Genomic DNA, 24,349 nt, shown 5'->3' with positions numbered 1-24,349 from the left:
GAATAAGATGCGAATGAGAATGCTGTTGGGGTTGAAAGAAGAACATCCATTTCCTCAGAGGAGATGGATGTTTTGCGGTTTGCAGACTGTATGCGTTTACAACTTTTGTTGTACGAATGTTTCTTCCGATATGAAATCATCCTGCTGCATCTTTTGTTTTTTTGAACCGATTCCAAATATACCGACTGTCAGTGCACAAAGAAACCAGCAGCCTGTAAAGAACAAGAAAACACTTAAAAATCCGTAGCCTGAATACAGGAAACTGACGACAAAGGGGCCGGCTACATTTGCAAGACGTCCTACGCCGTAAGTGAGGCCATTTCCAGATGCCCTGGCTTCAACCGGATATAATTCCGGCGTATAAGCATATGCGATCGAACTGAAAGTACGCTCAAACATATGCATGAGAAATCCGCATACGATAATGACCATCGGCAAAGGATTGATGCCGTAAAAGAATCCAAGCGCCATAATAATTAACGATAAAACAGAAATGGCCCACTTTCGGTCCACACGGTCAGAGATTTGCGACGCAATGAGAGCGCCCAGCGGGGCACCGATCGTTCCCAGAGTGACGTATACGATAGACTCATCCATTGATACGCCTTCTTTCACCAGAAGGGTGGGAACCCACGTGCCAAAGCCTTGAATTGCAATCGTGGAAGCTGCCCACATCGTCATTAAAACAAAAGTTCTTCCTGCCAAAGGCTTTTGAAACAGCGTCCGATATGGAACGGATTTTACAGCGGTTTGTCTGCTTTGCAGAGCCGGAGCTGGTTCAGGCAGTTCACCCTTTTCTTTTTCTGCTTTTGCCTCCAGTTCAAGCAGAATGCGGTGTGCTTGTTCGCTTTTTCCTTTCGTGTCCAGCCATTTCGGTGATTCTTCCAGTTTTCTGGCGATCAGCGGGAAAAAAATACCGACAGCGCCGAATAGAAAGATAAACCGCCAGCCGTAAGAGGCGGACGGCACGACCAATTTAGCCACCCAGCCGGCCGCAGGAATTCCGCATATGCCGATTGTAATACAGATTGCCTGGTATTTTCCCTTAGTTGCGGATGGGAAAAATTCGCTGATATACGTACTTGCCACAATCGTTGTGGCGCCGATACCTAAACTCGTAAGAAATCTAAAAACACCGAGTATTTCTGGGTTCCAAGCCAGAGAAGAGAGGAGGGAGAAGGAAGAGAAAAAGGTGACAACCAGAATTAAACCTTTTTTCCTTCCGAAACGGTCTGAAAACCATCCCCCGGCAGAGGCGCCGATAAACATCCCGAAATAGGAGACAGACGTAATAAAAGCGATGGTATGAGTGGATATGTTCCATTCCTTTAAAAGTGAAGGCGCCGCATATGAAAACGTATTTAAATCGATAAAATCAAAAAAGTAAGCGAATGAAAGGATAACGAGCACTGCTTGATGGGCCCTTGAAAAAGGCAGTCTGTTTAATCGATTAGACGCATTTACATTGATCATCTCGTATTCCTCCGTTTATCTTTGACTTGTCTGAAGACGGTATTAACCAATGTGATTCAGCGTATTCATGTTGTAACTTTGTTTAGTAAACACATAGCCTTCAGAGATTTTTCTTGCTGTGCGTACTACTTTAATCGTTGTTCCATCCGAATCAACATCTGCCTCGGTTTTTAAAATACCGCTTGGATGCCCCAATCGGATCGTTCTGCCGGAGAATGAAAATTCAGATAATATTGTATCTTGCAATAGCATGCCGGCAGTCGTACATACCGCCCCTGTAATGGCTAAAGCTTGATGCGGTTTTTGCATGGACATCATACGAATGACAAGATCCATCTCTTCTGCGTGTCTCTTTATCCCTTTTGTATCGATATAATCCGCTGGAGATGAGATCAATGTTAGTTTTGGTACGGCCGGTGATTTTGCAGCAGCCTCATGTCTCGGAGCGAATCTGCATTTCTCGGCTGCAATCGATCGGATCATTTCGAGCTTTTCCAATATATCCGGGGTGTATTCATCCGGAAGTTCTAAGCCGGTAAGCCCCGTGTCCTCTGCTTTTACAAAGACAAGCGGATTGGCGTAATCAATAATCGATACCGAGATATTTCCATACGGTGTATCGAGAACATCAATAGGCTGACCAGTGGGAAACAGCTTACCGGTCACCGCTCCTTCAGCCTGGTGAAATGAAAGATAAATAGGAGAAGCTGTACCTGGAACCCCCGGAATAGAGCAGTCCCCCTGGTAATGAAATGTTCCATTTCTGACTTCGACTTCTGCTGCGATCACTTTTTGAGTGTTTGTATTTAAAATTCTGACTTTTGTAACCGGCTCTTCAGCTTGAACGAGCCCTTTCTCAATAGCATAAGGGCCTACCGCAGAAGAGATATTTCCGCAATTGCCTTTGAAGTCGGTAAAATTGTCAGTCAAACTGACCTGAGCAAACGTATACTCAACATCAGCATCCTTTCTGGCGGATTTCTTAATAATGGCTGCCTTGCTTGTGAGAGAATGGCCGCCGCCGAGACCGTCAATTTGTCTCTCGTCAGGGCTCCCCATAATGTCTAAAAGAAAATCGCTCCATAGGTTTGTATCGTCTGGCATGTCTTTTTGAAGAATAAAAACGCCTTTGCTGGTGCCGCCTCTCATAACGGTTACAGGAACTTTTTCCATGGTGTCTCATCCTTACATCATTTTGTGTGGATAAAAAGGTACCGGTCCCTTTGGAAAATATCGTATGATAAATAAGGATTATAAGTAAAACATATAATTTTTATAAAGTTGAATAAAAAACTTTTATAATATGAGAAAATTTTATAGCAGAAAAATATTTTGGGGGATTTCATATGGATGAAAAGGATTGGATTGTGCTCATTACATTATTCGAAGAAAAAAATATGACGAAGGCGGCAGAGCGATTATATATGACACAGCCGGCGTTAAGTTATCGGCTCAAAAACCTGGAAGCACAATTCGGAGTGCGCCTTTTTATAAAAGAAAAAAGGGATGGAGTTCACTTCAGAAGGTGAACATCTGGTTGATTATTCGAAAGAGATGCTGCAGGAATTCAGAAGAGTGAAGGATGATATGCTCAATATGAGCCATGAAGTCAGCGGGGTTCTCAGATTAGGAGTCTCAAGCAATTTTGCTCAGTATAAGCTCCCGGCGATTCTAAAACGGTTTTCTGATCAGTATCCGTCTGTACAATTCCACGTCAATACGGGATGGAGTGCGAAGGTGATGGATCTGCTTCATCATTCGGGGGTACACCTTGGGATTATGAGGGGAAATTATGATTGGCAAGGGGAAAAACAACTGTTAAATGAAGAGAGACTGTACCTTATTTCAAAAACTGAAATCAACAGTGAGGACCTTCCAAAATTGCCGATGATTTATTATCAAACTGATGCTTCTTTGAAAAGTTTGATTCAAAAATGGTGGAATAACCAATTTACTGAACCGCCTTTCATTGCAATGGAGGTAGACAGACAGGAAACCTGTAAAGAGATGGTGAAAAACGGCCTCGGTTATTCTGTTGTGCCGGAAATCTGTCTTCAGCCTTCTGATGAATTATACACATTGGCGCTATCCTATAAAAATAACGAGCCTGTGATACGCGATACTTGGCTCATGTATGATTCTTCAGCGTTAGAATTATCTGTCGTCAAAGCATTCATTACTTTTTTGAATGGGAATAAAGCATAAAAAAACCTGCAAGAGACATCATCTCTTGCAGGTTTCTGAGGCATTACTTCTGGTCTTCCGTATTGCGTGTCAGCACTTTATCGATTAAGCCGTATTCTAAGGCTTCATCAGCTGATTTGAAGTTGTCGCGATCTGTATCGCGCTCAATGACTTCAAGCGGCTGGCCGGTACGTTCAGCAAGCACTTTGTTTAATTTGTCGCGAAGCAAGAGAATGCGTTTTGCCGCAATTTCAATTTCTGTCGCCTGTCCTTGCGCTCCGCCAAGCGGCTGGTGAATCATAACTTCACTGTTAGGAAGCGCGTAACGTTTGCCTTTTTCTCCGGCTGCAAGTAAAAATGCTCCCATAGAAGCGGCCATACCGATGCAGATCGTGGATACTTTCGGTTTAATGAACTGCATTGTATCATAGATTGCCATACCGGCAGTGATTGATCCGCCAGGGCTGTTAATGTAAATGGAAATATCTTTTTCAGGGTCTTCCGCTTCAAGGAATAAAAGCTGTGACACGATGGAGTTCGCAACGTTGTCATCAATCGCAGATCCAAGCATGATAATACGGTCCTTCAAAAGACGGGAGTAAATGTCATAAGCTCTTTCTCCGCGGTTCGTTTGTTCAATGACTGTAGGTATTAAATTCATAATGCTCCTCCTTCACCTTTTAGGTAAGTATGTATTTACATGATACATTTTTGGTCAATAAAGGTCAAACAAAACGCTGACCAAAATGCCAACCTTTTCTTCTAACACCATTTTTCCCATAAAACAAAAAGTTCAAACAGCAAAGTGAAAATGAGGATGATCAGCGCCGGAGCCTTGAGAAAATGATATGGCCGGAGCGCTCAAAATAGACCGCAGTCGCGTCGGTACATACGGCTGAACGGTCTGACTACGTTGTCCGTCCTTCCAAAAGCCGTACCGGCAAACACGTTTCCAGCGGCAAATCATCAAATTCGCCTTCAATTTCTTTTGCTAAAATCTCGATGGCTGTTTTGGAAATCAATTCGATCGGCTGCTGGATGGTTGTCAAGTCCGGCAGAACCGTTTGAACGGTTTCAGTGCCGTCATAACCGATCACTTTTAATTGATTCGGGATGTCTTTCCCCCGTTTTTTAGCCTCGTTCATCACGGCAGCCGCCATGATATCATCGCTGGCAAAAATTCCGTCGGTGTCAGGCTGTTCATCGAATAATGTTGAAATAATATCATGGTAATGCTGATAAAAGGGTACTTCATATGTAATAGGCTTCCGTCCGTGTTTATGCATGACGTCTTCGTATGCTTTTCTTCTGAGGTTTGCCGGTGTTTCGAGTTCAATCGGGCCGTTGAGATGGACGATGTGCCGGCACCCTTTTTCAATCAGCAGTTCAGCCGCCTTTTTTCCGCCGTCATAGTTGTCTGAGCCGACGACGGGAATCTTGTCCGATAAGTAATGATCAATGGCGACAATCGGCAGATTCTGCTTGTGATAATTGAGAATTCCCCGGTTATAAGTCACGGCGATCACGCCGTCCACTTGGTTTCTTATCAGCATCTCCAAATATTTTTCTTCCTTATCCTTTCGATGTAAACTGTTGCAAAGCAGCAGTTTGTAGCCCATGGACGTACAAATGCTTTCAATATGAAAGGCGAGTTCGCCGAAAAACGGGTTGCTGGAGTTTGGAATGATAAGTCCTATTAAATTGGTTCGTTTTCGGAATAAAGAGCGGGCCAGATCGTTTGGAAAGTAATTGATTTCTTCCATCGCCTTGTACACTTTTTCTTTTGTTTTTCGCTGATATAGCCGCGGTTATTTAATACCCGCGAAACGGTTGTAGAGGAAACTCCCGCTATTTTCGCAACATCATGAATGTTAGGCTTCATTCCCGTGCCCTCCTGCTTACTGAAATGGCTTACAATTTCCGTCACGCACTTATTTTAGAGAATCAGGCTGACATGTGCAAGGACATTCCATGTTTCTGTTTTCATATAAAGAGGGTGCATTTTGTTTGATTGAAATAATCAGAAAATTGTATGTCAACCGATTGACATATGAAACCGGTTGACATACAATTCTTTTTGAAAGCGCTTTATTTACGGAGTGAAGGGAAGTGACGGGTATGGAGAGATGGCTGGCGGCAATAAAGTGAAAGAATCAAGCAGCGGCGGAAAGTAAGCGCTTACTCGGAGCTCGCATGTATGTGATGAATATGAAGAAGGAAGTATGCGGCTCAAAACGGCTGTTAAAAGGTCCTATTAAAGGAGCGGTGCAAATGAAAAGCTCAAAAAGTCTGTATTGGAAACTGAGTGCTTATTTCTTCTTTTCTTTTTACTTGGTCTTCCAGCTATTCTTTATTTGCGATTTGGTTAGGGCAGGAAATCAATTTAAACGGATCAGCGACAGGCATTATCTTTTCTGTAAACGCCGTATTTGCCCTGTGCATGCAGCCTCTTTACGGTTTTATCTCTGACAAATTGGGGCTGAAGAAAAAGATATTGTTTATGATCAGCTGTCTTCTCATATTCACGGGTCCGTTTTATATCTTCGTCTATGGGCCGCTTTTACAATACAACGTCTTTCTTGGCGCCGTTGTCGGAGGCTTATATTTGGGAGCCGCTTTTTTAGCGGGAATAGGCGCGATTGAAACGTACATTGAAAAGGTCAGCCGTAAGTATGATTTCGAGTATGGAAAATCAAGAATGTGGGGCTCGCTGGGCTGGGCGGCGGCTGCATTTTTTGCAGGGCAGCTTTTCAATATCAATCCCAATATCAACTTCTGGATCGCCTCTGTTTCAGCCGTCATATTAACGGCCATTATCATGTCTGTGAAAATAGAAATGACCGATCATGAGAAAAACAGAGCGGATTCGGTCCGGTTAAAAGATGTGGGGCGGCTCTTTTTACTAAGAGATTTCTGGTTTTTTATGATGTACATTATCGGGGTGACTTGCATTTACGGCGTATATGATCAGCAGTTCCCGATCTACTATGCGTCTTTGTTTCCTTCAGTGTCGACGGGTAACCAAGTATTCGGCTATCTGAATTCATTCCAGGTGTTTTTGGAGGCCGGCATGATGTTTCTTGCGCCTTTTATCGTCAATAAGTTCGGAGCGAAAAACAGTTTGATTTTAGCGGGGTTTTTAATGGCTTTCCGCATCGTCGGGTCCGGAATTGCAGTTGAGCCTGTAGGCATTTCATCAATGAAACTCATCCACGCACTGGAATTGCCGATTATGCTGATCGCCGTTTTTAAATATTTGGCTGCCAATTTTGATACGCGTCTGTCGTCCGTCCTTTATCTCGTCGGTTTTCAATTCGCATCTCAGGCAGGCGCGTCGATTCTGTCGCCGCTTGCGGGAGGATTATATGACAGTGCGGGGTTCCGTCAAACCTATCTCATCATGGGAATCGTCGTCTTCGGTTTTACCGTCATCTCCATATTTACTTTATTGGGCCCGAAACAAAACAGCAGGCGTGTCCAGCGTCTGCAAAAAATCGGATAGAGAGGATGTTACAAATGGATAGAATTCAGCATGCGGAAGAAGCTTTGAAGGAAGCCGAGGGTAAAGTGAAACAAAGATATCGATTGGGGTTCCATATTATGCCCCGGGCGAATTGGATCAATGATCCGAACGGGCTTATTCAATTTAAAGGAGAATACCACGTCTTTTTTCAGCATCATCCGTATGATGAGCATTGGGGGCCGATGCATTGGGGACATGTAAAAAGTAAAGATCTCATTCATTGGGAGCACCTGCCGGTTGCCTTAGCTCCGGGCGATGCATTCGACCAAAGCGGCTGTTTTTCGGGAAGCGCGGTCGATGATCATGGAAGATTAGCCCTCATCTATACAGGACATAATATAATTGATCAAGAGAAAGACCTATTCTATCAAACTCAAAATATCGCTGTCAGCCAAGATGGAATCGTGTTTGAAAAGCTTCAGGAAAACCCTGTTATTGCGGAACCGCCGGAAGACAGCGCTCGTCATTTCCGCGATCCGAAAGTATGGAAGCATCGCGATGTTTGGTATATGGTCATCGGCAACTCTTCAAAAGAAAACGTCGGACGGGTCGTTTTATACCGTTCACCTGATTTGCGTGATTGGGAATACGCGGGGGTTCTCGCCCAAAGTGACGGTAATCTCGGCTATATGTGGGAATGTCCTGATTTCTTTGAATTAGGCGGCAAACACGTCCTGCTGATTTCGCCCCAGGGTATCGAGGCGGACGGTGATTCCTATCAAAATTTACATCAAACCGGCTATTTAATCGGTGACTATAATAATGAAACAAACAAATTTACACACGGCGCTTTTAAAGAACTGGATCACGGCCATGACTTTTACGCCGTGCAAACATTATTAGATGATAAAGGACGCAGAATTGCTATCGGCTGGATGGATATGTGGGAATCTGAGATGCCGACAAAAGCGGACGGATGGTGCGGTGCACTGACTTTGCCGCGAGAACTGACTTTGCGTGATGATCATAAACTTTTGATGAATCCCGTGGAAGAAACCAAGCAGCTGCGGAAAATGGAATATCGGGAATGTGCCGGACGATCGGTTTCAGGGAGTTACTTGGCAAAGACGTCCGAAGACCTGCTTGAAGTCCGAGCCGTGTTTGATGTAAACGATTCTGATGCCGAAACGGCAGGTTTTAAAATTCGCGGCCTTGACGAAGAAGAACTTGTGCTGACATACAATCTAACGGAGAAAAAGCTGATACTTGATTGCACTAAGATGGGGAAAGAGAAAGACGGTGTGAGAAGGGTGCGGCTGGATGCAAACGGCAAGCTGGCGCTGCGTATCTTTATTGACAGATCCTCGATTGAAGTATTCGCCAATCATGGAGAAACAACGATGACAAGCCGTATCTATCCGAATGAGGGCAGATTGGGGATTGAGCTGTTTTCTGAGAAAGGCGCCGTAAAGGTTGAGGAATTCACCTATTGGACGTTAAAAGACATTTGGAAAAAAAGCTGAAACGAGTGATTGCCGCTTTTTCTGAAGCGGCTGAAAATGTACCGAGCCGGGGGCAGTCCGCCTGAAATAAGTTTTTTGTGAAAATCAATGCCGTTAAATGATGCAGGATTATGCTGCATGAGGACGCTGCATAATCCTGTTGTGTATAATCAAAAAAGAGTTGCTTTCTGTGCGTTTCTTTATTATAATATAAAGGTATCTGATTGAAAAAACGTGCGCTCGTAGCTCAGTTGGATAGAGCGGTGGTTTCCGGTACCACGTCTGTCGGGGGTTCGAATCCCTCCGAGCGCGTCTCAGTTAAGACGATAGGAAAAACCTCGCAGATGATAATCTGCGAGGTTTTTTTATTTTATCTTGTTTTGAAACTGTTAACGAATGTGTCTCTGTTATTTTCGGTTCCGGCAATCAGCCGCGCACTTTCACTGATCCGCTGTGCGAGAGCTTTTTGCGCCTTGCCTTCAAAGCTGTTCAATAAGGCTGAATACACTTCATATAATTCATCTTTCAAAGTGTCCATTTCGAATGTCGGTTTCAGCGTTTGGCGCACTGTTTCCAGTTTTGTCCCCGCTGCCTGCGTCATGGCGGTTTTCAGCATCTGCCGCTGCAGCCTTTTCTTCATCGGGTCGTCCTTGTGTTCTAAAAGTTCGTCTAATGTCGGCATTATGTATCCACCTCTATCATCTTAACCAGTTTGCGAGCATCTGGTCTTTTTCCTGAAATTCGTCCGCTATTTTATGTAAGAATCCGCCGATCTCTTCAAGGTCCGTGATCGCCGCCTGCAAAGAATCAATAAACGCCTGCTCAGCCTGTGTGTCGTAAAAAATCGGGCCTTTATCGTAGGATTGCGCAATATCTTCAATTGTATTGGTCACGTCCTGTGCTTGAAGCTGATCAAACAAGCCGTGTCCGACTTGGCCGTAAAATTCCGTTTTCAGCTCGGCGATTTTTTCATCGTGCTCTTGATAGGCGTTCTGCGCTTCTTTTTTCATCGTCCGCAAATCCTCAGTCATGGCCTGCACCTTTTCAGCCAGCTTCTTTGCGTTTTTCGGCGTTACTTTTATCGCGTCTCCGCTTCCGATCGCACCGGCCGGCAGAAGAGCGCCGAGATTTTTCTCGAAGACTAACTCATCTCCGTTCGGATTTGTGATGTTTCCGTTTCGGTCAAATATAAAATTCGCTTCGTTTAAGCCGTGTGTATCCGGATTTCTCAGAATGACGGTAGTAAAGAAATAAGCGAGATTCTTGCTGATCTGCTCGTTTAAGTTCCCATCAAGCCGCTGCTTTCGGCTGAACTGTGAGAGTGAGGGGTTTTTCGTATAAATCGTTGTCCCGTTGTGGCGGTCATATTCGTTCCAATAACCTGCCCCGACCATGTCGTCCGGATTGATAATGGACCGGATGTAAGGGTCGTATATGCCGCTGTTGATGTCTTTCTGTGTTTCTTCATCGTGCAGTTTTACGACGGAAGGGCTGTTAAACGCGACGGCGTACACATCATTATTCACCGCGCTGTATTCGGCCTCAGCGCCGCCGAGTGAATGGCCGGTTGTTGAAATAATCGTTGACGTTCCGGCATACTTTTTCTTTACGCTGCGTACCAGCTGATCGGCTTGATCGATTTGCGATGTTTTCGTTATCAGCTTATACTTTCCGTTTGTGAGCATGGCGTCTTGAGAGGGCGTTCCATTGTATTTTCCGAGTGTTTTCGAGGTATCCTCCGCGTCTTTTTTACAATATAATACACTTCTTTTTGCGGATCATTTCCGAAAACAATATTGCCGCCGTCCGCTTTTACGCCGTCATTGATCGGGTCTTTTCCGATATCGGTTCCCGCAAAGGCGACGACCACGTTTTCGGGGTTTTTTGATTTTACCCATTTTCCATCTTGTGTTTTTTCTCCTTGTGATAGTACAACTGCGTCTAATCCGGTATCTTCGTCCGTTTTTATTTTTTCAACGTACCAATAAGTTTGTTGGTCTGTTTGTATCGGTTTCCCCGTTTTCAATTTATCAACTAATCTTTCGTGGTTGTAAGATTCCTGACTTAGCGTATAATAAATTTTATCTGTTAATTTTGGAACTTTAATCTTGTGATTCATATACATTGCCTCCTTATTTTTGTAAAATAAGATAGGAAAGGGTTGATTTCCAAATGAAAAAGAAAAAGTACATAATTATCCTTATTTTAATAATTATAGCAGTTGGGGGACTTTTTATGAAGCATCAGTATGATCAAAAGGAAAAAGATATTGCGTTATTCGAAGAAGCCCAGAATCATATGGAAAAGTTTTTAACAACGAACTATAAAAATGTGGATAATATCCATTTTTCCAAGGATTACCATATTAATCCAATGGGTGGTATTAGTATTAAGGGTTATACGAATGGAAAAAAAGAGTTTGAAGGTCTATATGATCCAGGCAATAAAGAAATATTATCATATACGGTTGATGCCGAACCCAAAGAAGAATGTAAAGATAAGCTTTGTACAAGATAAATTAGCCAGCTCAATCGAGCTGAGCTAATTTTGTTTTATTGCTCTTACTCTATCTCCTCGACATAAAACAAATCTTCCATAGGTACATTTAATCCTCAGTTAATAATGAATAGTGTTGTGATATCATATCTTGTATTTGTTTTAAATCTGCTTATCGCAGCCTCAGTAGAACCAACTAAATCAGCCAATTCCTTCTGGATTTGAATTCCTTTCTCCTTCATCACTTCATTTAACCTAGATCTAACTATAACTAACGCTTATAAAAAAGTATTCTCGATCACTGATACTTGATACGTTGATGTTTTTTAGACATGTACAACACCCCGAGGTTGATATAAATTTAATCTAAGAAAGGATGAGTTTGTGAAGAGATGCAAAATTGCCCTAATATTTGTGATAACTATAGCGTCAGGAAGTATCTACATGAAGTACCACCATGATAAAAAAGCAGCAGAACAAGAACTTTTTATCCAAGCGAAAAATAAAATGGAAAGCTATATAAAAGCTAACTACAAAAATATAAAGCGGATTACATACATTAACAATTATAAAATAAATCCTATGGGTGGTATTCACGTGAAGGGGTACTTGAATGGTAATAAGGAAAAAGAATTTTTCGGACTTTATGACAAAACGAATGATGAAATAGGAGTTTCGTCAGTCGATGCAGAAGAGAAACCCGAATGTCAGGAAAAAGAATGTGAATACTAAAAAGACGCTGGAATAAAGAAGTACTCTGGATTGCCGCTTATATGATCCTCTGCGGACACTGAAGAAAAATCTTAAGACCCTAAATGCATCGGATGTCACCACCATTTTCTAGTCCGCGAGCTTCATCATAACTGATGGGACGGATGATTCTGTGAAAAAATATATTATTATCTTCATTATCTTAATAGCAGCCGGAGGTTTTATAATGAAGAGTATGAATGATAAAAATGTTCAGGCTGAAGAGATAAAGATTGCGCAAGAACGAATGGAGAAATTTATCAAAGCGAATTATGAAGGTATACATAACGTTACATTTAAAGATAAATACGAGATAGATCCAATGGGCGGGATAGAGGTATTTGGCTATTACAACGGTGATACATCGAATAAATTTGATGGTATTTATGATAAAGCAAATGACAAGATCATGGGGCACTCAATAGACGCTGTAAGTAAGAAAGGATGCAGAGATAAAGATTGTGATTACTAAGAAGACGCTCGTCTGCGTTTTTTATAGATGAGCTTAACAAAAAAGACAAGGGTTTCGGCATGTGCCGCCCTTGTCTTTTTTTATTGAACACTGTAAAACATAACCGGAAACAGCTCATTATTTGACAGTCCATTTTAACAGCGTTACAATTAAACGTGTAAATAGTTACATGTTTAAATAAACATAATGTCTCGGGAGGTGATACGTCCTTGAATGAACTTTCTTTAAAAAAGTCATTTATGAGTCAGTGAACCGCATCATTGATCCCGAGCACGTGTATTTCCGCACTGTGCCTGTGTTTGAAACAAGCAGTGAGGCATATCAGCATCTGCAGGACCGGCTGTTTATCGGGGCTGCGATCAGATGGCCGGATGACATTCGGTTAGATATTTATGAAATTCAATAATAAGATGGAGAGTGAGTCAACATGGAAAACTTTATCGGAAGCCATATGATTTACACGTATGAAAACGGCTGGGAGTATGAAATCTATATTAAAAATGATCATACGATCGACTATCGGATTCATAGCGGAATGGTGGGCGGCCGCTGGGTGCGCGACCAGGAAGTGAATATCGTCAAACTGACAGAAGGCGTATACAAAGTGTCATGGACTGAACCGACAGGCACAGACGTTTCCTTAAACTTTATGCCGAATGAAAAACGGATGCACGGAATTATTTTCTTCCCGAAATGGGTGCATGAGCATCCGGAAATCACGGTGTGCTACCAAAATGATTACATTGACGTGATGAAAGAGTCACGTGAGAAATATGAAACGTATCCGAAATATGTCGTTCCCGAGTTTGCGGATATTACGTATCTCAACAATGCGGGAATCAATAACGAAGCACTGATTTCAGAAGCGCCGTACGAAGGAATGACCGATGATATCCGTGCGGGAAAATTAAAATAAGAGAAAAACCCGGCAGCTTGGCCGGGTTTTTTGTATCCTTTTACGACAGGGTTTTGGTCATGATAAAGTCGACTTGTTTATCATCCCCCATATAAAAAGAGTGTTCTCCGGTTTGGACAAACCCCATTTTTTGATAAAAGGCGATTGCATTTTCGTTTTTTTCCCATACGCCCAGCCAGATGTTCTTTTTATTGTGTGCTGTTGCGATTTTCACAGCTTCATTCAGCAGATATTTGCCAAGCCCGTGTTTCTGATGGCTTTTTCTTATATAAATTCTCTCAATCTCAAGAGAGTCTTCCCCCATTTTTTCTGACTGTGCTTCGTTCATGTTGACTTTTACATACCCCGCAAGGTCATGATGATAATAAACAAAATAGAATTGAGAAGACGGATTGGATAATTCCTTTTTCAGCTGTTCAGAGCGGAATGCATTTTCCAAATAAGCTTTCATATTTTCAGGTGAATTTTGATCTTTAAATGTATCATTGAATGTTTCAATGCTTATCTCCCGGAGCTCTGTTATATCGTTAAGGCTGCACTTTTTTAATTGAATGCTCATGGTCATACAGCTCCTTTCTTCATTTATCATATCAGCTGAATTTTGTTGTATTTGCAATGAAAATACCGTATAGTAAACATATCGTAATTTTGTTGTATTTGCAACATAAAATAAGAAAATGAGGATGATAAAGTGAAATATGTTTTTTATGTTTTAGGAATCATGATCTTGACCTTTGGTATTTCTGTCACGATTCAATCAGATCTTGGAACGTCGCCTTTTGATGCGCTTATTGTGGGATTGTCCGTCCATGCAGGGCTTACCGTGGGAAGCTGGGAAATCATCATCGCTTTCCTGTTAATTTGCTGTAATTCAATGTTAAAAAGACAAAGACCGGAATTTTCAGGGATGATTACGGCGTTTATAACGGGAATCGGGATTGATATGTGGCTTTTTTTTCTGCATCGAGTCATAACGCCTGAACTATGGTACGGAAAGGCGGGCTGTTTTGCAATCGGTTTAGTTGTGATAGGGATAGGAACCGCAACCTACCTGCACACAAATTTCGCACCGATCCCGGTTGATCGGTTAACGTTAATTGTCCGCGAATTAACCGGGAGAAGCATCTTTTTTTCAAGAACAGTCATTTACTTCATATTTTTCATACTGGCCGTGATGCTAAAAGGTCCGGTAGGCATCGGAACATTATTAACCGTTTGTTCAGGAGGGATCATCCTTCATTTCTTTATGCCGATTACCGGAAGATGGATAGACGGCATATTAACAGCATCTCCAAAGCAGGAAGAAACGAAAACCCGGTAACGGAGGTTTTTACCCGATTCTATCATTTTTCATTTCACCCGCATGTTTAAGGTATAATAAAAAAGGGGGAGGGATTTTTATGAGCGGTCAAAGAAAGCTCGTTTTTTACGGAGCTGTCAGCGCAGATGGCTATCTTGCGCGGGAAAATCATTCTTTAGATTGGTTAATCGGAACTGAAGGTGAAGACAGCACCGATTATGAAGCTTTCTATGAATCTGTCGATACGATCATTATGGGCAGAAAAACATACGAGGAAATATTGGTTTTATTGCCTGAGGAATTTCCGTACAAAGGTAAAGAATGCTATGTGTTTTCGCGGACATTGACAGGGCGTACTGAACATGTGCGGTTTATTCATGAAGAGCCTGCCGATTTTATAAAAGCATTGAAATGCCAAGAAGGCAAGCGGATTTGGATTGTCGGCGGGAGTGATCTGCTGCACCCGGTTTTGGAGGAAAAACTTGTCGATGAGTTTATCATTCAGATCGCCCCCGTTCTGCTCGGCCGCGGAATTTCTTTGTTCAAACCCGGAGACCGGGAGACAGGGCTGAAGCTGACTGATGTCAGGCGTTACAAACAATTTGCGGAGTTGCATTATGAAGTGAGATAAAATGAAAGGTATGAAAGAAACCCAGTAAAGGTTACCGGGTTTCTTTTTCATGTTTGTTTTTATGTTTTGAAATGGTGTGGGCCGGACCGCATGAAAACCCTGCAACCATGATAACAACCCCTATCCACCTCACGGCATAGAAATCAGTGTCGCGCAGGAAGATAAATGAAACTAAGGTCATAAGCGCCCCGATTATAACGGCAGCTGTGCCGATAATACTTGATTGCTCCATATAGAAACTCCTTTATGATGTTTGGTTAACGTATTGGGTTAGAATATAACATATCAGGGGTAATGCGGAAATGGATATGCTGCGAAGCTGACTGATGTCTGTAAGATGAAAATGAAACGCCAAGGGAGCCGGCTCCCTTGGCGTTTTTTAGGCTTGAAACAGGATGCGGCGTTTTGCTGAATCGGGATCACTTTCGACAGCGGTATCCGTGTTGAAAAGCAAAGTTTCGCGTGAATCGGTTTCATATTCAGGCCAATTGAAGTGAGAGGTGTTCGGGTTTCCGGTTTTTGCAAAAGCGAGCCATGCGGATTGGATTTGTTTGGAAAGCTGTTCTGCGTCATCACCGAGCGGCTCTTGCAGCGTCTTTCTCAAAGAATCAAAGTTTCCGAACACAAACGGCAATTCCAGAGCGTGAACGGCTTTATGAAACGGCGGTGTTTCGCCATGCCAATCAAAGCGGTACATCCAGACCGGTGCGTGTTGCGACTGTCCTTGTGCGAAAGCGACAGCCGGCCGCCAGAAAATCAGATCCGTCATCATATCGATTTGTCCCGTTAATGAATGCGGATATAAATCTGCCGCTTGCTCGGTGCAGTTCTCTCCAAGATGATAATGCAAATAATCTTGCTGCTTTTTCTCGGAATGAATGTCTGTGTCAGGGGTGAAAAACAAATATGCTTCATCACGATTGGTTCCGATGATCATAGGTATGCCTTCTGCGGCCCCGTCTGCTATGGCTTTCACCGGTTCCGCAGGCAATGTGGCCGGATCGATGGCGGGCTGAAACAAAAGCTGAAAAATGTTTTGATCCAGTGAGCGCCGCACTTTATCCGCAGTCTTAAGCAGGTCATTAACGGAAAGCTCCTGCAATTGATCAGTGCCGGCTTCATGAATAAATGCCGCCGCGATGTCTTTTGCCATGTCCGCCGGGATCGTATGAGAGGCGCCGCTTTCTAAAATGGCTTTATGAAACAGGCCTTTTGCGTCAGGCATTGCCATAAGTGCGGCGATGCTCATGCCGCCTGCCGATTCACCAAATATCGTGACGTTATCCGGGTCTCCTCCGAATTCGGAGATATTGTCCTTCACCCAGCGCAGCGCGGCGATCTGATCGAGCAGCCCGATATTGGCGGAATACGCGTCATGAATAGAAGACAAATGTAAAAAGCCGAACGGTCCGAGCCTGTAATTGAGTGTCACGACAATGACATCTCCCTCAGCGGCAAGGGCAGATCCGTCGTAAAGCGGTTCGCTTCCGGCACCTAAATAAAATGCCCCGCCGTGTATCCATACCATGACAGGCTTTTTTTCGCCCTCTGAATCGGGGGCAAAAACGTTGAGGTAAAGGCAATCTTCAGATTGAGGCGGTATATCCCCGGAAAACGATATGGACAGCATATCATCCGGCTGCGGACAAACCGGCCCGAACGAATCGGCATGTTTTACGCCGTCCCAAGGTGCAGGCGGCTCCGGCGCTTTAAATCTCAGCTCTCCGACGGGCGGCTTCGCGTACGGTATGCCCTTCCATGTGCGGGCACCGCGGCCGGCAGTTCCTTTCAGTGCGCCGCAGCGGGTTTGAACGGTAAGTTTTGTCATGATTTCATCCCCTTTTTTCTTTTCATTATAAACAGAGATGAAGACATGAAGCGAATAAAAGCCCTTTCATCAGCATATCCTCAGTAACGCTTCCGTTCTAAAAATGATCTGACTTCCTGAACGGACAAGCCGAGTTCTTTTGCTTCCTGCATCAGCGCTTTCCATTCTTCAATGTTGGATTCAGTCAGTTTTCTGTTGCGGTAGGGTGCGGGCTCCGGCCGTTTTTCAGTCAGTTTGTTCGTAAAGGTGAACAGTTCTTCTTTCGGCATGCCCGACTGCACGGCCTGCACAAGGTGGATGCGCCACTCATCTTCCGTGTCTCCCATCTGATGCAGCATCGTTTCGGCATCAAAAAGCTCCGTCAGATCGACCTGCAGGGTGGCGGATACTTTTTTCAGAAATTGGATGGACGGATTTGAGTGAACCCCCCGTTCTATCTTGCTTAAATAAGATTTAGAGACACCTGCTTCAACTGCTAGCTGATTAATAGAGTAGCCTTTTCTTCTGCGGTATAAACGAATTATTCTTCCAATCATTGTGCTGAATTCTCCCCTGTATACTGGCATTTTTTTGTTCATTATAAGAAATTCTTCGTTCTTTATAAAATTTAAAATTATAAGGTAAGTGCAGTAAATAAGAGGAAAATCATGATAATGTTCTCTAAAAAGAACCAAATGGCTTAATTTGAAATTTTCAAATTTCGACCTTTTCTTTTATAATCCAATCATTAACAGAAGGGGGCGTTTAAGCCTGATGCAATAAGGATGAGGCTGTAATTACATGAATGAGAATATGAGTTTTAAAGAATTATTTGACATTATTAAACACAGACTTTTACTGATTTTTATCATGACAGCAGTTGTAACGCTGGTGACGGGATACATCCAATTCCGGGTGGTTTCGCCCGTTTATCAGGCATCGACCCAAGTGCTCATTCATGAAACAAGCGGTGAAAAAAATTCGAATCTCAGCGACGTTCAGCTGAATCTTCATTACAACAATACGTTTCAAACGATCATGAAAAGCCCGGTTGTGCTTGAGAAAGCGAAACAGAAGCTGCATCTTTCTGAGACGGCATCCGCTTTAAAAGCAAAGATCACGACAAGCAGCGAAACCGATTCAGAGATCATTACCGTAGCGGTGCAGGACGAGAATCCGAAACAGGCCGCCGCTATAGCGAACACGCTGATGAAGACATTTAAAAAAGAAGTCCGTGACAGGATGAATATAAAAGGCGTCATTGTTTTGTCCGAGGCAAAAGCATCGGAAAGCATGATGGTCAAGCCTTCGCGCATCAGGAATATCATGATGGCGTTCGGTGCGGCTCTCATGGCGGGTGTGACGCTTGCGTTTTTTCTCCACTTTCTTGATGAAACCGTTAAAAGCGAGCGGCAGCTCAGCGAAAAAACAGGCTTGCCTGTTTTAGGGGTTGTGTATGACATCAAAAATCAGCAGACACGGTCTGATGAAAAACATTTCGGGGAGTGAGGCGTTTGGGATTCAGAAAAAAGAAATCAAGAAGGGGACTGGCTCAAATATCCGTTTTACATCACAAATCATTGGTGGCTGAACAATACCGCACCATTCGGACAAATATTGAGTTCTCCTCTGTTCAGACCCATTTGCGCTCCATTCTCGTCACTTCCTCCGTTCCGGGAGAAGGAAAGTCATTCAGCGCCGCCAACCTTGCCGCGGTATTTGCGCAGCAGGAAAAAAAGGTGCTGCTCGTTGATGCGGATTTACGAAAACCGACGATACACGAGACCTATCAGCTTGAAAATGTACAAGGCCTTACGAATGTGTTAGTCGGAAACGCTTCCCTCGGCGAAACGGTGCAAAAAACGCTGATTGATAACCTTTACGTCTTAACGAGCGGGCCGACGCCGCCGAATCCGGCTGAGCTTTTATCTTCAAAGGCGATGGGAGAGCTGATTCAGGAGATGTACAGCCGGTACAGTCTGGTTATTTTCGATTCACCTCCGCTTTTGGCGGTGGCGGACGGACAGATTTTAGCGAACCAGACAGATGGAAGCGTTCTCGTCGTCTTGAGCGGAAAAACGAAAATGGATACCGTCCAAAAGGCGAAAGACGCGCTTCAGCAGTCTAAGGCAAAGCTTTTGGGGGCGCTGCTGAATAAAAAGAAAATCAAAAAAACAGAGCACTACTCGTATTGAGCGGTGCAGGTGATGTCTCCTTACCTTTATCAACGGAGGCACTCGGCTCTGCTGTGGGCGGCGTTTTTCGCCGCCTTAGATGCTGGTCGTCGGTGGCGGGGTGTGAGGACGGGTTAAATGCCCAATTTATCTTAAGATGATGCATTGTTATCGGCTTAGCTGTTATGTCTGTTTTTACGAAAACCGTATCAGCTAAACCGATAAATGAGGAGGGGAAAGATTGACTTACCGGAGAAGACTTTCAATGATTTTTGCATTGGATACGTATCTCGTTTTACTTTCCGTTGTTATAGGATATCAATTTTTTGAGGATTCTTATCACTTTTATGACTCCGGAGCGTTGCTGCTGACTGCCGTAAGCATGCTGATCAGCCATCATGTATGCGCTTTTATGTTTCACCAGTATAAGCAGGTATGGACGTATACGGGAATAGGCGAGCTGCTTGATCTGCTGAAGGGGATCACGCTGTCCGCAGCTGTGACAGCCGCCGTCCAATACGGGGTGTTCCACACGATTTTATTCCGGCTGTTAGCCGTCAGCTGGATGATTCAGCTATTGTTCATCGGAGGAAGCCGGATGATTTCGCGCGTACTGAAAGAAACGATCGGCAGGAAGCAAAATGACTCTTCCCGGGCGCTGATCATCGGCGCGGGCGCAGGAGGAACGCTGCTCGTCCGTCAGCTTACCCAGAAAAACGATCTTGGAATCATGCCTGTGGCTTTTATTGATGATGATCAGACGAAGCATAAGCTCAAAATTATGGGCCTGCCCGTCATCGGCGGAAAAGAAAGCATTATGCCGGCGGTGCAGAGGCTGAGAATTCACCACATTATCATCGCCATTCCGTCTCTTTGCACCCATGAGCTCCAGACGCTGTACAAAGAATGTGTACAGACGGGCGCCCATATCAAAATCATGCCGCAATTTGATGAGATCCTGCTCGGAACGCAGGCTGCCGGACACATCAGGGATGTGAAAGCCGAAGATCTCCTCGGCAGAAAGCCGGTCACCCTTGATACGAGCAAAATTTCTGACAGCATCAAAGGGAAAACGATTCTGGTCACGGGCGCCGGCGGCTCTATCGGTTCTGAAATCTGCCGCCAGATCAGCTCGTTTCTTCCGCATGAAATCGTCCTTCTCGGCCACGGGGAGAACAGCATTTATTCGGTGCATAACGAACTGTCCGCACGCTTCGGCAAAGAGGTGCTTTTTCACGCGGAGATCGCCGATATTCAGGACAGAGATAAAATCTTTACCTTGATGAAAAAATACGAGCCGCACGTCGTCTATCATGCGGCCGCCCATAAACATGTGCCGTTAATGGAACATAATCCGGAAGAAGCCGTCAAAAACAATATTATCGGCACGAAAAATGTCGCCGAAGCCGCCGATATGTGCGGAACGGAAACATTCGTGCTGATTTCTTCTGACAAAGCGGTCAATCCGGCCAATGTCATGGGCGCGACGAAGCGGTTTGCGGAAATGGTCATCATGAACCTCGGAAAGGTCAGCAACACCAAATTCGCCGCCGTCCGTTTCGGGAATGTGCTCGGAAGCCGCGGCAGCGTCATTCCGATTTTCAAAAAGCAGATTGAAAAAGGCGGACCCGTCACCGTCACGCATCCGGCGATGACAAGATATTTTATGACGATCCCCGAAGCGTCAAGACTCGTCATTCAGGCGGGGGCGCTTGCAAAAGGGCGGCAGATTTTCGTTCTGGATATGGGAGAACCCGTCAAAATCGTCGACTTGGCAAAAAACCTGATTCATTTATCAGGCTATACGACAGAACAGATTCCCATTGAATTCTCCGGCATCCGCCCGGGAGAAAAGATGTATGAAGAACTGCTGAATCATAATGAAGTACATACGGAACAGATTTTTCCGAAAATCCATATCGGGAAAGCGATCGACGGGGATTGGGCCGTGCTCATCCGTTTTATGGAGGAATTCAGCCGTCTGCCTGAAGATGAGCTGAGAAAACGGCTGTTTGAGGCGATCGAATCAGTACATGAAGAAGCGGCCGCAGGTGTGTGATGGGAGGACAGAAAGATGACGAAAAAAGTATTATTCTGCGCCACTGTCGATTATCATTTTAAAGCCTTTCATCTTCCGTATTTTCAATGGTTTCAGGATATGGGCTGGGAAGTGCACGTCGCGGCAGGCGGCAATATGAATCTTCCATTCGTTGATGAAAAGTTTTCCATCCCGATCCGGCGCTCGCCGTTTCATCCCGAAAATCTTTCTGTTTACAGGCGGCTGAAACGGCTCATTCAGGACAACGGCTACGACATGATTCACTGTCATACGCCGGTCGGCGGCGTGCTTGCACGCCTTGCGGCGAGACAAGCGCGCCAAAAAGGGACGAAGGTGCTGTACACCGCGCACGGCTTTCACTTCTGCGACGGAGCGCCCCTGAAAAACTGGCTTCTTTATTACCCGATCGAAAAATTTCTCTCTTCTTACACGGATTGTTTGATTACGATTAATGAAGAGGATTACGAACGGGCCAAGCAAATGAAAAAAACAGCTTGCGGCGCGAAGAAAATACACGGCATCGGCGTGAATACAGACAGGTTTCGCCCTGTGAGCCGGGCAGAGAGTGAACGTCTGAGAGAAAAACACGGCTTCGGCGCCGGGGAATTTATCCTCATATACCCCGCTGAATTAAACGGCAATAAAAACCAGGGACTTCTCATTGAGGCTGCGGCATTGCTGAAGAACCGCATTCCGGAGCTGAAACTCGTATTTGCCGGAGAAGGCGCGATGGAAGAGCCGTACAGAAGAAAGGCTGAATCACTCGGGGTATCTGACATTGTGCGGTTTTACGGTTTTTGCCGTGACATTCATGAGCTGATTCAGCTTGCCGATCTGTCTGTCGCCTCAAGCATCCGCGAAGGGCTCGGCATGAATCTGCTTGAGGGGATGGCTGCCGAAAAGCCCGCCGTTGCCGCAGACAACAGGGGGCACCGTGAGATCATCGAAGACGGTGTGAACGGTTTTCTCGTGCCGGCAGGGGACAGCGCGGCATTTGCCGATCGGATTGAAAAGCTGTACCGATCCCCGGGTCTGCGAAAAGCAATGGGACAAGAAGGGCGCAGGACGGCGGAATGTTTTTCAGAAACACGTACGGTAAAGGAAATGGCGCACATTTACGCCGGTTATATGGATAAAAAGGAGAAAAGCGTATGAATGCAGGAGCACAACCGAAAATTTCCGTCATCATGGGAATTTATAATTGCGAAGAGACTTTAGCGGAGAGTATTGAATCCATCCTGAGCCAATCGTATAAGAATTGGGAACTGATTATGTGTGATGACGCGTCAACTGACGGAACGTATCAGATTGCGCGCCGTTACGCGGATCATTACAGCGACCGGATCACGCTGATTCAAAATAAGACGAATCAACGGCTTGCCGCTTCGCTGAACCGCTGTCTGACATACGCAACGGGGGATTATATCGCCAGGCAGGACGGTGATGACATCTCCAACCCGAGGAGACTGGAAAAACAGGCCGCTTTCTTAAACAAGCACGCCCACTATCAAGTCGTGGGCACGGGGATGCTCGTATTTGATGAATTCGGCGTCAGGGGCGCCCGGCTTTTGCCGCCCGTGCCGAAACCGGGAATTATGGCGAAAGGCACACCGTTCTGCCACGGCACCATTATGATGCGGGCTGAAGCGTACAAAGCGCTTGGAGGCTACCGGTCAGTCAGGCGGACGCGTCGGATGGAGGATATCGATTTGTGGCTGCGCTTTTTTGAAGCGGGTTTCCGAGGGTACAATCTCCAGGAAACGCTGTATAAAGTCAGAGAGGACAGTGATGCGTTTAAAAGGAGATCGTTTACGTATTCCATTGATAATGCGGTGCTCGTTTTTCAGGCATGCAGACGGCTGAAGCTGCCGATTTCCCATTACGCGTATATCGCAAAACCGCTCATCCGCGCCATTACGCCGCCCGCGGTCATGAACCGTTATCATAAAAACAGGGACATCCGCCAAAAAGAAGGGCTTGCCGAACATGACTGACAAACCGATGCGGGTGCTGCACATCTTCAGCGGTATGAACAGGGGCGGCGCAGAAACGATGATGATGAATTTGTACCGGAAGATGGACAGAACGAAGGTGCAGTTTGATTTTTTAACCCATAGGAACGATCCGTGCGCTTATGATGAGGAAATTCTCGCTCTCGGCGGACGGCTTTTTTATGTGCCGAGCATCGGCAGCACAAACCCGATTACATTTGTAAAACAGGTCAAGCGGGTGATTCAGGAAAAAGGCCCGTTTGCCGCCGTGCACGCCCATACCGATTTTCAGTCGGGATTTATCGCATTGGCCGCTCGTTTAGCCGGCGTCCCGGTGCGGATCTGCCATTCGCACAGTACGTCGTGGCGGGGGCGGGCGTCGCGGCTTGCCGGGATGCAGCTGTTTGTGTTCAGACGGCTGATCACGGCAAACGCCACGGCACTGTGCGCCTGCGGAAAAGAGGCGGGCCGTTTCTTATTCGGGAAAGAAAAAGACGTGCATCTTTTGCCGAACGGCATTGATCTCGACTTATTTGCCGGCGGGTGGGCGGACACAGAAGCTGAAAAAAGGAAGCGGGGCATTGCAGACGGCCGTTTGGTGATCGGCCATATCGGCCGCTTTACAGAAGAAAAAACCACGAATTTCTGCTCCGGCTGGCCGCTGATATGAAAGAGCGGGGCATCGGCTTACAGCTGGTTCTCGCCGGAGACGGTCCGCTTCGCACCGATATGGAAAATCTGGCGGCGAAGCTGGGGCTTGATGATGATGTGCGTTTTATCGGCATAGAAGACCGCGTTCATGATCTGCTGAAAATGCTGGATGTATTTGTCATGCCGTCTCTTTATGAGGGGCTGCCCGTCACGCTCGTTGAAGCGCAGGCCTCCGGGGTGCCGTGCGTGATATCAGACGGCATAACGGAAGAAGCCGATGCCGGGATCGGGCTGGTCAAAAGGCTCAGCCTCAAAGAACCGCCAGGACAATGGGCATCCGCGGTTTTACGGGCAGCAGAGGCGGCAAAGCCTGACGGGGCGCGCATTAAAGAAACCCTCAGGCGGCTGGGATATGACGCGGGAGAAAATGCGGGGGCTGTTATGAAGCTTTACAATATGAATTGGAAAAAGGAACAGTAA

The 24,349-nt window shown here is 45.2% G+C and carries 21 protein-coding genes, 1 tRNA gene and 6 pseudogenes; 17 read left to right on the top strand and 11 right to left on the bottom strand.

Annotated features, from left to right (window positions below):
• Positions 1-96 precede the first annotated feature (96 nt).
• Positions 97-1,473 carry an MFS transporter gene (locus D368_RS08050; RefSeq protein WP_060674016.1) on the bottom strand — a complete coding sequence of 459 codons (1,377 nt, stop codon included), beginning with the start codon at positions 1,471-1,473 and terminating at the stop codon, positions 97-99.
• A gap of 42 nt (positions 1,474-1,515) precedes the next feature.
• Positions 1,516-2,646: a PrpF domain-containing protein gene (locus tag D368_RS08045; protein WP_128574707.1), complete on the bottom strand. Its 1,131-nt coding sequence runs from the start codon at positions 2,644-2,646 to the stop codon at positions 1,516-1,518.
• A gap of 173 nt (positions 2,647-2,819) precedes the next feature.
• Here D368_RS08045 and D368_RS08040 point away from each other — a divergent pair.
• A pseudogene (locus D368_RS08040) lies at positions 2,820-3,678 on the top strand (LysR family transcriptional regulator).
• Between the two features lie 43 nt (positions 3,679-3,721).
• On the opposite strand, the gene clpP reads toward D368_RS08040, so the two are convergent.
• The gene (gene clpP / locus D368_RS08035) at positions 3,722-4,318 is read right to left on the bottom strand and encodes an ATP-dependent Clp endopeptidase proteolytic subunit ClpP (RefSeq protein WP_003151513.1); all 597 of its coding nucleotides are present in this window, start codon (positions 4,316-4,318) and stop codon (positions 3,722-3,724) included.
• A 247-nt stretch (positions 4,319-4,565) separates the two neighbouring features.
• Positions 4,566-5,539 (bottom strand): annotated as a pseudogene (locus tag D368_RS08030) (LacI family DNA-binding transcriptional regulator).
• A 389-nt stretch (positions 5,540-5,928) separates the two neighbouring features.
• Here D368_RS08030 and D368_RS08025 point away from each other — a divergent pair.
• The 3 genes and pseudogenes from D368_RS08025 (at position 5,929) to D368_RS08015 (ending at position 8,934) form a co-directional block, all read left to right on the top strand.
• Positions 5,929-7,159 (top strand): annotated as a pseudogene (locus D368_RS08025) (oligosaccharide MFS transporter).
• Between the two features lie 14 nt (positions 7,160-7,173).
• Positions 7,174-8,643, top strand: coding sequence for a glycoside hydrolase family 32 protein (locus D368_RS08020; protein WP_128574706.1), 1,470 nt, complete (start codon positions 7,174-7,176; stop codon positions 8,641-8,643).
• Between the two features lie 215 nt (positions 8,644-8,858).
• Positions 8,859-8,934: transfer RNA gene (locus D368_RS08015), tRNA-Arg, on the top strand.
• Positions 8,935-8,992: 58 nt separating this feature from the next.
• Here the strand turns inward: D368_RS08015 and D368_RS08010 are convergent.
• Both D368_RS08010 and D368_RS08005 read right to left on the bottom strand, forming a co-directional pair.
• On the bottom strand, positions 8,993-9,304 hold the full coding sequence (locus tag D368_RS08010) for a hypothetical protein (protein WP_071392324.1): 312 nt from the start codon (positions 9,302-9,304) through the stop codon (positions 8,993-8,995).
• 16 nt (positions 9,305-9,320) lie between these two features.
• Positions 9,321-10,741: pseudogene (locus D368_RS08005) on the bottom strand (lipase).
• Positions 10,742-10,794: 53 nt separating this feature from the next.
• On the opposite strand from D368_RS08005, the gene D368_RS08000 reads away from it, so the two are divergent.
• Positions 10,795-11,139: a DUF1433 domain-containing protein gene (locus D368_RS08000; protein ID WP_128574705.1), complete on the top strand. Its 345-nt coding sequence runs from the start codon at positions 10,795-10,797 to the stop codon at positions 11,137-11,139.
• A gap of 95 nt (positions 11,140-11,234) precedes the next feature.
• Here the strand turns inward: D368_RS08000 and D368_RS20060 are convergent, their stop codons facing one another.
• On the bottom strand, positions 11,235-11,360 hold the full coding sequence (locus D368_RS20060) for a hypothetical protein (RefSeq protein WP_015387666.1): 126 nt from the start codon (positions 11,358-11,360) through the stop codon (positions 11,235-11,237).
• Between the two features lie 202 nt (positions 11,361-11,562).
• On the opposite strand from D368_RS20060, the gene D368_RS07990 reads away from it, so the two are divergent.
• From D368_RS07990 to D368_RS07975, 4 genes and pseudogenes are all read left to right on the top strand, one after another.
• The gene (locus tag D368_RS07990) at positions 11,563-11,850 is read left to right on the top strand and encodes a DUF1433 domain-containing protein (protein WP_071392321.1); all 288 of its coding nucleotides are present in this window, start codon (positions 11,563-11,565) and stop codon (positions 11,848-11,850) included.
• Positions 11,851-12,055: 205 nt separating this feature from the next.
• Positions 12,056-12,340, top strand: a complete 285-nt coding sequence (locus D368_RS07985) for a DUF1433 domain-containing protein (protein WP_070082422.1) — start codon at positions 12,056-12,058, stop codon at positions 12,338-12,340.
• 244 nt (positions 12,341-12,584) lie between these two features.
• Positions 12,585-12,746 (top strand): annotated as a pseudogene (locus tag D368_RS07980) (DUF3237 family protein); the annotation flags it as partial.
• Between the two features lie 21 nt (positions 12,747-12,767).
• Complete coding sequence (locus tag D368_RS07975) at positions 12,768-13,256, top strand: phenolic acid decarboxylase (protein ID WP_007407400.1); 489 nt, start codon at positions 12,768-12,770, stop codon at positions 13,254-13,256.
• Between the two features lie 40 nt (positions 13,257-13,296).
• Here D368_RS07975 and paiA read toward each other — a convergent pair whose 3' ends face one another.
• The gene (gene paiA, locus D368_RS07970) at positions 13,297-13,815 is read right to left on the bottom strand and encodes a spermidine/spermine N(1)-acetyltransferase (protein WP_015387668.1); all 519 of its coding nucleotides are present in this window, start codon (positions 13,813-13,815) and stop codon (positions 13,297-13,299) included.
• A gap of 132 nt (positions 13,816-13,947) precedes the next feature.
• Here paiA and D368_RS07965 point away from each other — a divergent pair, with 132 nt between their 5' ends.
• Together D368_RS07965 and D368_RS07960 are read left to right on the top strand one after the other, a co-directional pair.
• A complete protein-coding gene (locus D368_RS07965; RefSeq protein WP_128574703.1) occupies positions 13,948-14,577 on the top strand; it encodes a YczE/YyaS/YitT family protein in 630 nt (209 codons plus the stop codon).
• A gap of 79 nt (positions 14,578-14,656) precedes the next feature.
• Positions 14,657-15,187 (top strand): dihydrofolate reductase family protein, encoded by a 531-nt coding sequence (locus D368_RS07960; RefSeq protein WP_071392319.1) that lies wholly within the window; start codon positions 14,657-14,659, stop codon positions 15,185-15,187.
• A 31-nt stretch (positions 15,188-15,218) separates the two neighbouring features.
• On the opposite strand, the gene D368_RS07955 is transcribed toward D368_RS07960, so the two are convergent.
• The 3 genes from D368_RS07955 to slrR form a co-directional block, all read right to left on the bottom strand.
• On the bottom strand, positions 15,219-15,419 hold the full coding sequence (locus D368_RS07955; RefSeq protein WP_071392318.1) for a hypothetical protein: 201 nt from the start codon (positions 15,417-15,419) through the stop codon (positions 15,219-15,221).
• Positions 15,420-15,566: 147 nt separating this feature from the next.
• Positions 15,567-17,015 carry a carboxylesterase/lipase family protein gene (locus D368_RS07950; protein ID WP_071392317.1) on the bottom strand — a complete coding sequence of 483 codons (1,449 nt, stop codon included), beginning with the start codon at positions 17,013-17,015 and terminating at the stop codon, positions 15,567-15,569.
• A gap of 80 nt (positions 17,016-17,095) precedes the next feature.
• Entirely contained in the window at positions 17,096-17,551 is a 456-nt protein-coding gene (gene slrR, locus D368_RS07945; RefSeq protein ID WP_017418863.1) for an HTH-type transcriptional regulator SlrR, read from the bottom strand.
• Between the two features lie 244 nt (positions 17,552-17,795).
• Here slrR and D368_RS07940 point away from each other — a divergent pair, with 244 nt between their 5' ends.
• The 6 genes and pseudogenes from D368_RS07940 (at position 17,796) to D368_RS07915 (ending at position 24,349) form a co-directional block, all read left to right on the top strand.
• On the top strand, positions 17,796-18,503 hold the full coding sequence (locus D368_RS07940; protein WP_128574702.1) for a Wzz/FepE/Etk N-terminal domain-containing protein: 708 nt from the start codon (positions 17,796-17,798) through the stop codon (positions 18,501-18,503).
• Between the two features lie 5 nt (positions 18,504-18,508).
• Positions 18,509-19,189 carry a protein tyrosine kinase EpsB gene (epsB, locus tag D368_RS07935; protein WP_003151543.1) on the top strand — a complete coding sequence of 227 codons (681 nt, stop codon included), beginning with the start codon at positions 18,509-18,511 and terminating at the stop codon, positions 19,187-19,189.
• Between the two features lie 220 nt (positions 19,190-19,409).
• Entirely contained in the window at positions 19,410-21,227 is a 1,818-nt protein-coding gene (locus tag D368_RS07930) for a polysaccharide biosynthesis protein (protein ID WP_172614994.1), read from the top strand.
• A gap of 15 nt (positions 21,228-21,242) precedes the next feature.
• Complete coding sequence (locus D368_RS07925; RefSeq protein WP_071392316.1) at positions 21,243-22,382, top strand: glycosyltransferase family 4 protein; 1,140 nt, start codon at positions 21,243-21,245, stop codon at positions 22,380-22,382.
• Positions 22,379-23,221 carry a glycosyltransferase EpsE gene (epsE, locus tag D368_RS07920; RefSeq protein WP_015387673.1) on the top strand — a complete coding sequence of 281 codons (843 nt, stop codon included), beginning with the start codon at positions 22,379-22,381 and terminating at the stop codon, positions 23,219-23,221. Before D368_RS07925 ends, epsE begins: the two co-directional genes overlap by 4 nt.
• Positions 23,214-24,349 (top strand): annotated as a pseudogene (locus D368_RS07915) (glycosyltransferase family 1 protein). Before epsE ends, D368_RS07915 begins: the two are co-directional and overlap by 8 nt.

Origin of the sequence: Paenibacillus lentimorbus NRRL B-30488 (assembly GCF_000411595.1) — a bacterium.
Classification (GTDB): Bacteria; Bacillota; Bacilli; order Bacillales; family Bacillaceae; genus Bacillus; species Bacillus velezensis.
This window is presented reverse-complemented; position numbering and strand designations above follow the sequence as displayed.